The organism is Pseudomonas wadenswilerensis, assembly GCF_900497695.1.
In the GTDB taxonomy this organism is placed as follows: Bacteria; Pseudomonadota; Gammaproteobacteria; order Pseudomonadales; family Pseudomonadaceae; genus Aquipseudomonas; species Aquipseudomonas wadenswilerensis.
This window is the reverse complement of sequence record NZ_UIDD01000004.1, coordinates 123,387-135,517: the sequence shown is the minus strand read 5'-3', so window position 1 is coordinate 135,517 and position 12,131 is coordinate 123,387. Positions and strand designations below refer to the sequence as shown.

Sequence of the window (12,131 nt, the reverse complement as noted above, 5' to 3'; positions counted from 1 at the left end):
GAGACATGCCGGTGAACACCAAGATTGCCACCCTCTCCGTGGGAGCCGGCCTTGCCGGCGATGGGCTGCGCAGCAGCCCCAATGGGCAAGGCTGCGCCTTGCTTCGCCGGCAAGGCCGGCTCCCACAGGGGTCGAACTACATCCTCAGTCTCTGCAGCCTGGCCCTGGCCATCAGCCTCGCCGGTTGCGCCGGCCTGCCCGACCAGCGCCTGGCCAACGAAGCACTCAAGCGCGGTGACACCGCCCTCGCCGAACAGAATTACCGCCAGCTCGCCGACCTCGGTTACAGCGAAGCCCAGGTCGGCCTGGCCGATATCCAGATGGAAACCCGCGACCCGGCCAAGCTCAAGGAAGCCGAAGCCACCTACCGCGCCGCCGCCGATATCTCGCCACGCGCCCAGGCCCGCCTCGGCCGCCTGCTGGCAGCCAAGCCGGACGCTACCGAAGCCGAGCGCCAGGAAGCCGAAACCCTGCTGAAAAAAGCCTTCGCCAATGGCGAGGGCAACACCCTGATCCCACTGGCGATGCTCTACCTGCAATACCCGCAGAGCTTCTCCGGCACCAACGCCCAGCAGCAGATCGACCAATGGCGTACCGCCGGCTACCCGGAAGCCGGCCTGGCCCAGATTCTGCTGTACCGCACCCAGGGCACCTACGACCAGCACCTGGACGAAGTCGAGCGCATCTGCAAGGCAGCCCTGAACAGCACCGACATCTGCTACGTGGAGCTGGCCACCGTCTACCAGAAACGCGCCCAGCCCGAGCAACAGGCAGCGCTGCTCGAACAGGTGAAAAGCGCCTACCAGCGCGGCGCGATCCCGGCCACCCGGGTCGACAGCGTTGCCCGGGTACTGGCCGACCGCAGCCTCGGCCAGACCGACGAGAAAACCGCCCAGGCCCTGCTCGAACAGGTGGCGCCGGTCAACCCCGGCTCCTGGGTCAGCCTGGCGCAATTGCTCTATGACTTCCCCGAGCTTGGCGACACCGACAAGCTGATGGAGTACATCGACAAGGGCCGCGCCGCCGAACAGCCGCGTGCCGAACTGCTGCTGGGCCGCCTGTACTACGAAGGCAAGACCGTACCGGCCGACGCGCAGAAGGCCGAGACCCACCTGCTCAGCGCCGCCAACGCCGGCGAAGTCAGCGCCCATTACTACCTGGGCCAACTGTACCGTCGTGGCTACCTGGGCAGCGTCGACCCGCAAAAGGCCGTCGATCATCTGCTCCGCGCCGCCCGCGGCGGCCAGCTCAGCGCCGACTATGCCCTGGCCCAGCTGTTCAGCGAAGGCCACGGCATTCGCCAGGACCTGGTCAACGCCTGGGTGTTCAGCCAGCTGGCGCAAGCCAACCCCAGCGAGCAGTCACGCCAGCTGGCTGCCCAGCTCGACCAGCAACTCCCCCCGGCGCAGAAGGCCCAGGCTGAACGCCTGTTGCAACAAGAACGCCAGGCCCGTGGTGCCATGGGCCCAGGCCCTGGTGCCCTGCCCCTGCAGGCCGTAGCGCAACCCGAACAAGGCGAGGACTCCCTATGACACTCAATCCGTGGATGAAAGCAGGCGTAGGTCTGGGCTTCGCCCTGCTCTGGTCGTGCCCGACCCTGGCGGCGATGACTGCTGAAAAGAACTTCGGCCTGGACGTGAAAATCACCGGCCAATCCGAAGACGACCGTGACCTGGGCACCCGCTCCGGCGGTGACGTCAACGGCCTGGGCCTGGACCTGCGCCCCTGGGTGTACGGCGAGCGCGGCAACTGGAGCGCCTTCGCCATGGGCCAGGCGGTGGCGGCCACCGACATCATCGAGACCGACACCCTGCGCCAGTCCGGCGACGAAGCCGAGTCCGACAGCGGTCGTGCCAATGGCCGCGAAGCGGACAAAAGCTACCTGGCCATGCGCGAATTCTGGGTCGGCTACAGCGGCCTGACCGCTTACCCCGGCGAGCAGCTGCGCTTCGGCCGCCAACGCCTGCGCAACGACGATGGCATGTGGCGCGACACCAACATCGAAGCGCTGAACTGGACCTTCGACACCACCCTGCTGCGCGCCAACCTGGGCGTGGCCGAGCGCTTCAGCGAGTACCGCACCGACCTTACCGAGCTGGCCCCGGAAGACAAGGACCGCCTGCACCTCTACGGCGACGTCGCCACGCAGTGGACCCCCGGCCACTGGGTCGGCCTGCGCGCCCACCACACCCACGACGACGGCAACCTGAAAAACCCTGGCGAAACCGTCGACGCCCTGGACAAGACCCGCACCGGCGACCTCACCTGGCTGGGCCTGGAAGCCAACAGCGACGCCTATAACTGGCGCAACCAGAACCGCGTCAATTACTGGGGCAGCATGACCTGGCTGACCGGCGATCGCGACAGCCTCAGCAGCACCACGGTCAATGGCGAGCAAGTGGCCAGCGGCAAGCACAGCGGCGACGTCAATGCCTGGGCCACCGACCTCGGCATCCGCCTGCGCCTCGACCCCAACTGGCAGGTCGGCGCCGCCTATGCCCGTGGCAGTGGCGGCGGTGGCAGCGACGGCTCGGGCAACTACGAGCAGACCGGCCTTGAGAGCAACCGCTCCAACTTCACCGGCACCCGCTCGCGCGTGCACCGCTTCGGCGAGGCCTTCCGTGGCGAACTGGGCAATTTGCAGGCGGCGACCCTGTTCACCTCCTGGCAACTGCGCGACGACTATGACGCCAGCCTGATCTACCACAAGTTCTGGCGCGTCGATGGCGACCAGAACATCGGCAGCAGCGGCATCAACGCCGTGGTCGAGGACAACGGCATCAACCGGCCGCTGATCCAGGGCGAGAAAGACCTCGGCCAGGAGATGGACCTGGTGGTCACCAAGTACTTCAAGCAGGGCCTGTTGCCGGCGGCACTGAGCCAGTCGATCGACGAGCCGTCGGCGCTGGTGCGTTTCCGTGGCGGCGTGTTCAAGCCCGGTGATGCCTATGGCAAGGAAGCGGACTCCTACATGCACCGCGCTTTCGTCGACGTGATCTGGCGCTTCTGACGCCTGGGGTGCAATGAAATGAGCCATCAACCGAACAAGCTCCACGCCCTATTGGCCGGCACCCTGCTGCTGGCCAGCAGCATCGCCCTGGCCAACGGCCAGGCGCCGACGCCGGTGGCCAAGGAGCTGCAGCAGGCCAAGACCTACACGGTCAGCAGCGCGCCGATCGAGCCGCTGCAGATCCCGGCGCCGACCCTGCCGGACCTGTCTGGCTACACCTACGATGCCGTGCAGAACAAGATCGACCGTAAGCGCAAGGGCAAGGTCTCGGTCCGGCGCATGCTCCAGGAAAACAGCCTCAAGGAGTTCATCGGCGGTGACAACAAGATGGCCGAATGGGTGGCGCGCCAGCATGGCATTCCCCAGGCGATCTTCATCGACGACGGCCATGTCGACTTCACCGAGCTGAGCAAGCAGGTGCCCAGCCAGTACCTGCGCGAAACCGCACCGGGCGTGTACCTGGCGCGCCTGCCGATCGTGGTCGGGCAAAAAGGCGTGCTGGAGATCGACGCCAAGGTCAAAGAACTGCGCCTGTCCCAGGAAGGCGGCGCGTTCCTGGTCAATGACGGCAAGCTGTTCGTCAGCGACACCCGAGTGACCGGCTGGCGCGAGAAGGACAACGGCCCGGCGACCTTCCGCTCGCCCAAGGAGTTTCGCCCGTTCCTGCTGTCGTGGGGTGGCACCGAGACCTACATCGTCAACAGCAAGATGGCCAGCTTCGGCTACGCCAAGAGCAAGTCCTACGGCGTGAGCATCTCGCAGTACACGCCGAACATGGCCAAGCAGATGGGCCGCCCGGAACCCACCGGCTGGATCATCGGCTCCGAGTTCAGCGACATGTGGTACGGCTTCTACTGCTACGAGACCAGCGACTTCGTGGTCAAGGACAGTACCTACCGCGACAACATCGTCTATGGCATCGACCCCCACGACCGTTCGCACCGGCTGATCATCGCCGGCAACACCGTGTACGGGACCAAGAAGAAGCACGGCATCATCGTCTCGCGCGAAGTCAACGACAGCTGGATCATCAACAACAAGAGCTATGACAACAAGCTCTCGGGCGTGGTGATCGACCGTAACAGCGTCAACAACCTGATCGCCTACAACGAGATCTACCGCAACCACACCGACGGCATCACCCTGTACGAGAGCGGCGACAACCTGATCTGGGGCAACAAGCTGATCAGCAACCGCCGCCACGGCATCCGTGTGCGCAACAGCGTGAACATCCGCCTGTACGAGAACATCGCCATGGCCAACGGCCTGGTCGGGGTCTACGGGCACATCAAGGACCTGTCCGAAACCGACCGCGACATCGCCCTCGATCCGTTCGACACCAAGGTCTCGCTGATCGTCGTCGGCGGTGAGCTGGCAGCCAACGGCAGCGGCCCGCTGTCGATCGACTCGCCGCTGAGCGTGGAGCTGTACCGGGTCTCGATGCTGGCCCCGAGCAAGGCCAGCGGCATCAGTTTCTCCGGGGTACTGGGCGAGCGTCAGGACGAGATTCTCGACCTGATGGTGCGCCAGGGCAAAGCCGTGCTGATCGATCCGGTCGAGCGCCAGACCGAAATGCTGGACTGAGGAAGCCAATTCTATGCAACCACAACTGACCAAGCTGCTGAGCCTTTCCGGACTTGCCGCCGCCCTGCTCGCCATCAGTGCCCAGGCGTCGGCCGAGCAGGTCCAGGCGCCAAGCTTCAGCGCCGAGCCGTGCTGCCAGCTGTGCCCGGAGGCCCACGACGCCAGCCGCTACACCACCCGCTACCAGCAGAACTTCACCACCCTGGTGCAAGCCCAGGGCGACTGGCTGTTCCGTACCCGCGAAGACCTGCGCACCGAGTTCGACACCACGCCAGCCGGCTACCGCCGCCTGCAGCAGTTGCACGATGCGTTCAAGGCCAAGGGCGTGGAACTGGTGGTGGTCTACCAGCCAACCCGCGGCCTGGTGAACCGCAACATGCTCAAGCCCGCCGACAAGGCCGCGTTCAACTACGCCAAGGCGCTGCAGAACTACCAGGCCATGCTCGGGCGCTTCAGCAAGATGGGCTACACCGTGCCCGACCTGTCGCCGCTGACCAACGAACAGTTGGCCGCCGCCGACCAGGGCAAGGATTTCTACTTCCGCGGCGACCAGCACTGGACGCCGTACGGCGCCGAGCGCGCGGCGAAGATCGTCGCCGACAGCGTGCACAAGATGGCGGCCTTCGCCGACGTGCCCAAGCGCGAGTTCGAAAGCCACAAGTCCGGGCGCATGGGCAAGACCGGCACCCTGCACAACGTCGCCGGGCAACTGTGCGGCACCAGCTACGCGGTGCAGTACATGGACCAGTTCGTCACCGAGCCCAAGGGCGAGAGTGGCAGCGGCGACCTGTTCGGCGACTCCGGTAACCCGCAGATCACCCTGGTCGGCACCAGCCACAGCGGCAAGAACTACAACTTCTCGGGCTTCCTCGAGCAATACATCGGCGCCGACGTGCTCAACGTCGCCTTCCCTGGCGGCGGCCTGGAAGGCTCGATGATCCAGTACCTGGGCAGCGAAGACTTCCAGAAAAACCCGCCGAAGATCCTCATCTGGGAGTTCTCGCCGCTGTACCGCCTGGACCAGGAAACCATCTGGCGGCAGATGCTCGCCCTGATCGACAACGGTTGTGAAGGCAAGCCTGCGCAGTTGAGCGCCAACACCGCACTCAAGCCGGGCAAGAACGAACTGATGGTCAACGGCCGCAATGGCGTGATCAAGGACCTGACCAATGGCCGTCATCAACTGGATATCCAGTTCGAAGACAAGTCGGTCAAGACCCTGCAAGCCACCCTCTGGTACCTGAACGGTCGTCACGAAGACCTGAAGATCGAGAAGCCGGAAACCGCCGACACCGATGGCCGCTTCGCCTTCGAGCTGCGCGAGGATGAGGACTGGGCTGCCCAGACCCTGCTCGCTGTCGAAGTCCAGGGGCCGGAAAGCGGCAGCCAGAAAGTCGCAGCCACGCTGTGCAAACGAAACTGAGGTGCTTATGAACACATTCAGCACATCCCCTGCGGGAGCGGGCTGCTTCAAGGTGCTCGCACTGGCTCTGGCCCTGTTCGGCTCGGCCGCGCAGGCCGCCGGGCTGGTCCCCCCCCAGGGCTATTACGCCGGGATCGAGAAACTCAAGACCGGCGACAGCGACTTCAAGTGCGAAGCCATCCCCCGGCCCTACACCGGCAAGCTGCAGTTTCGCAGCAAGTACGAAGGCTCGGACAAGTCCCGCGCGACCCTGAACAAAGCCTCGGAAAAAGCCTTCCGCGACTCCACCGCGAACATCACCACCCTTGAGCGCGGGGTCAGCAAGCAGGTCATGCAGTACATGCGCGACGGCCGCCCACAGCAGCTCGACTGCACCCTCGAGTGGCTGAGCAGCTGGGCCAGCGCCGATGCGCTGATGTCCACCGACTACAACCACACCGGCAAGTCGATGCGCAAATGGGCGCTGGGCAGCCTGAGCTCGGCCTGGCTGCGCCTGAAGTTCTCCAACTCGCAGCCCCTGGCGGCGCACCAGCAGCAGGCCGAGCTGATCGAGAAATGGTTCGGGCGCCTGGCCGATCAGGTGGTCAAGGACTGGAGCGACCTGCCGCTGGAGAAGATCAACAACCACTCGTACTGGGCGGCCTGGTCGGTGATGGCTACCGCCGTCGCCACTGACCGCCGCGACCTGTTCGACTGGTCGCTGAAGGAATACCGGGTAGCCGCCAACCAGGTCGACGCCCAGGGCTTCCTGCCCAACGAGCTCAAGCGCAAGCAGCGCGCCCTGGCCTACCACAACTATGCCCTGCCGCCGCTGGCGATGATCGCCAGCTTCGCCCAGGCCAACGGCGTCGATGTGCGTCCCGAGAACAACGGCGCGCTCAAGCGCCTGGGTGATCGGGTGCTGGCCGGCGCCAAAGACCCGAGCCCGTTCAAAGCCAAAAACGGCGAGAAACAGGACATGGACGACCTGAAGATCGACAGCAAATACGCCTGGCTCGAACCCTGGTGCAGCCTCTACCGCTGCAACAGCGACGTGCTCGGGCGCAAGCACGACATGCAGCCGTTCAAGAGCTTCCGCCTGGGCGGCGACCTGACCCGGGTCTACGACCCGCAGGCCGAACAGAAAAAGTAAGGATCTGCATTGTCCCTGTGGGAGCTGGCTTGCCAGCGATCGGAACACCGCGGTGTGTCAGATACGACGCCTCGCTGGCAAGCCAGCTCCCACAGGGTTGGTGCAAGGCAAAGATTTGATCTGGTTTCTCCCGGGAGGTTTCACGGGGGGTTTGGGGGGCTGTTGCCCCGGTTGATAACGACAAGGAGAGATCGGGATGGTGTTTTCATCCAACGTGTTCCTGTTCCTGTTCCTGCCGATCTTTCTCGGCTTGTACTACCTGAGCGGGCAACGCTATCGCAACGCCCTGTTGCTGCTGGCCAGCTATGTGTTCTATGCCTGGTGGCGGGTGGATTTCCTGGCGCTGTTCGCCGGGGTCACCCTGTGGAACTACTGGATCGGCCTGAAAGTCGGCGCCGCCGGCGTGCGCACCAAACCGGCCCAGCGCTGGCTGCTGCTGGGCGTGGGGGTCGACCTGTGCATCCTCGGCTACTTCAAATACGCCAATTTCGGCGTCGACAGCATCAACGCGATCATGACCTCGTTCGGCCTTGAGCCGTTCATCCTCACCCATGTGCTGCTGCCGATCGGGATCTCGTTCTATATCTTCGAGTCGATCAGCTACATCATCGACGTGTACCGCGGCGACACCCCGGCGACCCGCAACCTGATCGACTTCGCCGCCTTCGTGGCGATCTTCCCGCACCTGATCGCCGGCCCCGTGCTGCGCTTCAAGGACCTGGCCGACCAGTTCAACCACCGCACCCACACCCTCGACAAGTTCTCCGAAGGCTGCACGCGCTTCATGCAGGGCTTCATCAAGAAGGTGTTCATCGCCGACACCCTGGCGGTGGTCGCCGACCATTGCTTCGCCCTGCAGAACCCGAGCACCGGCGACGCCTGGCTCGGCGCCCTGGCCTACACCGCGCAGCTGTACTTCGACTTTTCCGGCTACAGCGACATGGCCATCGGCCTGGGCCTGATGATGGGTTTCCGCTTCATGGAAAACTTCAAGCAACCGTACATCAGCCAGTCGATCACCGAGTTCTGGCGGCGCTGGCATATCAGCCTGTCGACCTGGCTGCGCGACTACTTGTACATCACCCTGGGCGGTAACCGCGGCGGTACCTTCGCCACCTACCGCAACCTGTTCCTGACCATGCTCCTGGGCGGCCTGTGGCACGGCGCCAACTTCACCTACATCGTCTGGGGCGCCTGGCATGGCATGTGGCTGGCGATCGAACGGGCCCTGGGCATCAACGCCGCGCCGCAACGCTTCAACCTGGTGCGCTGGGCCTTCACCTTCCTGCTGGTGGTGATGGGCTGGGTAATCTTCCGCGCCGAGAACCTGCACGTCGCCGCACGCATGTATGGCGCCATGTTCAGCTTCGGTGACTGGCAGCTGTCGGAACTCAACCGCGCCAACCTCACCGGCCTGCAAGTGGCGACCCTGGTACTGGCCTACGTGACCCTGGCGTACTTCGGCCTGCGCGACTTCTATCGCAACGCCAGGCCCGAGCCCAAGGCCAGCCCGGTGGCGGTCCATGCCGACGGCAGCCTGAGCCTGGACTGGGGCCTGTACGCCACCCGTGCGCTGGTGCTGCTGCTGTTCGTGGCCTCGATCCTCAAGCTCTCGGCGCAAAGCTACTCGCCGTTCCTCTACTTCCAGTTCTGAGCGAGCCGACCATGACCCGATCATTACGCAAACTCTACGCCCTGCTGTTCCTCGCCCTGTTGCTGGGCCTGGGCCTGTGGTCGCTGGGCGGCCTGGGCAGCTTCCAGCGCACCGCGCAGATGACCGCCCTCGACGGCAAGCTGGCCAAGGCCGCCGAGACCCACTACGACGAGCAGTTCCCGCTCAAGCGCATCGGCACCAACCTGTGGGCGGCGCTGGATTTCAAGCTGTTCAACGAAGGCCGCCCAGGCGTGGTACTGGGCCGCGAGCACTGGCTGTTCAGTGACGAGGAGTTCAAGCCGGTGGCCAACAGCGACCAGTTCGAACAGGAAAACCTCGCGCTGATCCGCGGTGTGCGCGACACCCTGCAGCAACGTGGCGTACAGCTGGTACTGGCAATCGTGCCGGCCAAGGCGCGGCTGTATCCGGAGTACGTCGGCGAACAGACCCCGGCCAGCCTGCACACCGACCTGTACAACGAGTTCCACGCCCAGGCCCGCCAGGCCGGCGTGTTCGCCCCCGACCTGCTGGCGCCGCTGCAGGAGGCCAAGGCCCGTGGCCAGGTGTTCCTGCGTACCGACACCCACTGGACGCCCATGGGCGCCGAAGTGGTCGCCCAGCACCTGGCCGCCGCCGTCGCGCGCCAGACCCTGCTCAACGGCGAGCCGCAGCAGTTCGTCACCGAACAGCGCCAGAGCGCGCCGTACAAAGGCGACCTGACCAACTTCCTGCCGCTCGACCCACTGTTCAGCAACCTGCTGCCGCCGCCGGACACCCTGCAACAACGCAGCACCCGCCCGGCCCAGGCTGAAGGTGAAAACGGCGACGCACTGTTCGCCGACAACGAAATCCCGGTGGCACTGATCGGCACCAGCTACAGCGCCAACCCCAGCTGGAACTTCCTCGGTGCCCTGCAGCAAGCGCTGCGCAGCGACGTGGTCAATTACGCCGAAGACGGTCATGGCCCGCTGCTGCCGATGCTCAAGTACCTGCAAACCGACGCCTTCAAGAACAGCGCGCCGCAAGTGCTGATCTGGGAGTTCCCGGAACGTTATCTGCCAATGAAAAACGACCTCAGCGCATTCGATCCGCAGTGGATCGCGCAGCTGAAAAAAACCCGCAATGCCAATCAAGACCTGGCCCTGTCGTCCCATCGGACGGAAAACTGAAGAGGAAACGCACATGACCTTGCATACCCAAAAGCTCCGCATCGCCAAAGCCTGCGCCCTGGCCGCCGGTCTGAGCCTGCTCTCGCTGCAAGCCCTGGCCGGCGCCGACGCCGCGCTGTATGGCCCGACCGCGCCGAAAGGCTCGACCTTCGTGCGCATCTACAACGCCGGTGCCCAGCCGGTCAGCGCCAGCGTCGGCAATACCCAGATCAACGAAGTGGCCGCCCAGGGCAGCAGTGATTTCAGCTTCATGCCCCAGGGCGATTACAGCGCCAAGGTCGGCAGCCAGAGCCTGCCGGTCAAGCTCGCCGCCGATCACTACTACACCCTGGTCAACAACACCTCGGGCCAGCCGCAGCTGGTCGAGGAGCCGCCGTTCAAGAACAAGCAGAAATCCCTGGTGCGGGTACAGAACCTCAGTAACCAGGCTTTGACCCTGAAGACCGCCGACGGCAAGACCGAAGTGGTCAAGCCGGTGGCCGCCAAGGCCCGTGGCGAGCGTGAGATCAACCCGGTCAAGGTCAGCCTGGCGCTGTATGAAGGCGATAAGAAAGTCAGCGATCTGAAGCCTGTGGCTCTGGAGCGCGGCGAAGCGGCGGTGCTGTATGTCACCGGCTCCGGCAGCAACCTGTCGCCGGTCTGGGTCAAGCGCCCGGTATCCACCCGTTAACCACCTGCCTATTTCTATTTTTGGAGAACACCCATGATTCCAGTCATTCTGTCCGGTGGTAGCGGCTCGCGTCTGTGGCCCCTGTCGCGCAAGCAATTCCCCAAGCAGTTCCTGGCCCTGACCGGCGAACACACCCTGTTCCAGCAGACCCTCTCGCGCCTGGTGTTCGACGGCATGGACGCCCCCATCGTGGTCTGCAACAAGGACCACAAGTTCATCGTCAGCGAGCAGCTGCAAAGCCTGAAACTCGAAACCCAGGGCATCCTCATGGAGCCCTTCGGCCGCAACACCGCGCCAGCAGTGGCGCTGACCGCGATGAAACTGGTCAACGAAGGCCGTGACGAGCTGATGCTGGTGCTCCCGGCCGACCATGTGATCAACGACCAGAAAGCCCTGCAGCGGGCCCTGGCCCTGGCCACCGTGGCCGCCGAGCGCGGCGAGATGGTGCTGTTCGGAGTCCCGGCGACCAAGCCGGAAACCGGCTACGGCTACATCAAGTCGAGCCAGGACGTACTGCTGCCCGAAGGCGTCAGCCGGGTGGCGCAGTTTGTCGAGAAGCCGGACGAAAAACGCGCGACCGAGTTCGTGCGGGCGGGTGGCTACTTCTGGAACAGCGGCATGTTCCTGTTCCGCGCCAGCCGCTTCCTCGAAGAGCTGAAAAAGCACGATGCCGACATCTACGACACCTGCCTGCTGACCCTGGAGCGCAGCGCGGAAGACGGCGACAACCTGAGCATCGACGAAGCCACCTTCGCCTGCTGCCCGGACAATTCCATCGACTACGCCGTAATGGAGAAGACCCAGCGCGCCTGCGTGGTACCGCTGTCGGCGGGCTGGAGCGATGTCGGTTGCTGGTCGTCGCTGTGGGACGTGCATGAAAAAGACCACAACGGCAACGTGACCAAGGGTGATGTGGTGGTCCAGGACAGCCACAACTGCATGATCCACGGCAACGGCAAGCTGGTGTCGGTGATCGGCCTGGAGAACATCGTCGTGGTCGAGACCAAGGACGCCATGATGATTGCCCACAAGGACAAGGTTCAGGGCGTCAAGCAACTGGTCAACACCCTCAACGAACAGGGCCGCAGCGAAACCCAGACCCACTGCGAGGTCTACCGGCCGTGGGGCTCGTACGACTCGGTGGACATGGGCGGGCGTTTCCAGGTCAAGCACATCACCGTCAAGCCCGGCGCCAGCCTGTCGCTGCAGATGCACCACCACCGCGCCGAGCACTGGATCGTGGTGTCCGGCACCGCCGAGGTGACCTGCGACGAGAACGTGTTCCTGCTCACCGAGAACCAATCCACCTACATCCCGATCGCCTCGGTGCACCGCCTGCGCAACCCGGGCAAGATCCCGCTGGAGATCATCGAAGTGCAGTCGGGCAGCTACCTGGGCGAAGACGATATCGAGCGCTTTGAAGATGTCTACGGGCGCTCGACACCGATCGAGCGCGGGATTTCGATCAAGACCATCGCGCAGTAAAACC

At 64.4% G+C, this 12,131-nt stretch carries 9 protein-coding genes; all 9 read left to right on the top strand.

What is annotated here, in order from left to right; genetic code table 11:
- Positions 1–5 precede the first annotated feature (5 nt).
- The 9 genes from algK to CCOS864_RS05395 all read left to right on the top strand — a co-directional run bounded on the left by algK (position 6) and on the right by CCOS864_RS05395 (position 12,127).
- Positions 6–1,532 carry an alginate biosynthesis TPR repeat lipoprotein AlgK gene (algK, locus tag CCOS864_RS05435; protein ID WP_244211884.1) on the top strand — a complete coding sequence of 509 codons (1,527 nt, stop codon included), beginning with the start codon at positions 6–8 and terminating at the stop codon, positions 1,530–1,532.
- On the top strand, positions 1,529–3,010 hold the full coding sequence (locus CCOS864_RS05430) for an alginate export family protein (RefSeq protein ID WP_115085392.1): 1,482 nt from the start codon (positions 1,529–1,531) through the stop codon (positions 3,008–3,010). The genes algK and CCOS864_RS05430 overlap by 4 nt, the downstream gene beginning before the upstream one ends.
- Positions 3,011–3,028: 18 nt before the next feature.
- Positions 3,029–4,594 carry a mannuronan 5-epimerase AlgG gene (gene algG, locus CCOS864_RS05425; protein WP_115085391.1) on the top strand — a complete coding sequence of 522 codons (1,566 nt, stop codon included), beginning with the start codon at positions 3,029–3,031 and terminating at the stop codon, positions 4,592–4,594.
- Between the two features lie 13 nt (positions 4,595–4,607).
- Positions 4,608–6,017, top strand: a complete 1,410-nt coding sequence (locus CCOS864_RS05420; RefSeq protein ID WP_115085390.1) for an alginate O-acetyltransferase — start codon at positions 4,608–4,610, stop codon at positions 6,015–6,017.
- Positions 6,018–6,024: 7 nt separating this feature from the next.
- Positions 6,025–7,149, top strand: coding sequence for a mannuronate-specific alginate lyase (locus CCOS864_RS05415; protein ID WP_115085389.1), 1,125 nt, complete (start codon positions 6,025–6,027; stop codon positions 7,147–7,149).
- Between the two features lie 196 nt (positions 7,150–7,345).
- Positions 7,346–8,803, top strand: a complete 1,458-nt coding sequence (locus tag CCOS864_RS05410) for an MBOAT family O-acyltransferase (RefSeq protein ID WP_115085388.1) — start codon at positions 7,346–7,348, stop codon at positions 8,801–8,803.
- A gap of 11 nt (positions 8,804–8,814) precedes the next feature.
- Positions 8,815–9,972, top strand: a complete 1,158-nt coding sequence (locus CCOS864_RS05405) for an alginate O-acetyltransferase (protein WP_115085387.1) — start codon at positions 8,815–8,817, stop codon at positions 9,970–9,972.
- 13 nt (positions 9,973–9,985) lie between these two features.
- A complete protein-coding gene (locus CCOS864_RS05400) occupies positions 9,986–10,642 on the top strand; it encodes an alginate O-acetyltransferase AlgF (RefSeq protein ID WP_115085386.1) in 657 nt (218 codons plus the stop codon).
- A gap of 33 nt (positions 10,643–10,675) precedes the next feature.
- A complete protein-coding gene (locus tag CCOS864_RS05395; protein ID WP_115085385.1) occupies positions 10,676–12,127 on the top strand; it encodes a mannose-1-phosphate guanylyltransferase/mannose-6-phosphate isomerase in 1,452 nt (483 codons plus the stop codon).
- Positions 12,128–12,131: the final 4 nt, after the last annotated feature.

Bases quoted from the DNA above. Each gene is read 5' to 3' on its own strand.
- algG (WP_115085391.1), top strand. From the start codon at position 3,029: ATGAGCCATCAACCGAACAAGCTCCACGCCCTATTGGCCGGCACCCTG.
- CCOS864_RS05400 (WP_115085386.1), top strand. From the start codon at position 9,986: ATGACCTTGCATACCCAAAAGCTCCGCATCGCCAAAGCCTGCGCCCTG.
- CCOS864_RS05395 (WP_115085385.1), top strand. From the start codon at position 10,676: ATGATTCCAGTCATTCTGTCCGGTGGTAGCGGCTCGCGTCTGTGGCCC.
- CCOS864_RS05405 (WP_115085387.1), top strand. From the start codon at position 8,815: ATGACCCGATCATTACGCAAACTCTACGCCCTGCTGTTCCTCGCCCTG.
- CCOS864_RS05410 (WP_115085388.1), top strand. From the start codon at position 7,346: ATGGTGTTTTCATCCAACGTGTTCCTGTTCCTGTTCCTGCCGATCTTT.
- CCOS864_RS05415 (WP_115085389.1), top strand. From the start codon at position 6,025: ATGAACACATTCAGCACATCCCCTGCGGGAGCGGGCTGCTTCAAGGTG.
- algK (WP_244211884.1), top strand. From the start codon at position 6: ATGCCGGTGAACACCAAGATTGCCACCCTCTCCGTGGGAGCCGGCCTT.
- CCOS864_RS05430 (WP_115085392.1), top strand. From the start codon at position 1,529: ATGACACTCAATCCGTGGATGAAAGCAGGCGTAGGTCTGGGCTTCGCC.
- CCOS864_RS05420 (WP_115085390.1), top strand. From the start codon at position 4,608: ATGCAACCACAACTGACCAAGCTGCTGAGCCTTTCCGGACTTGCCGCC.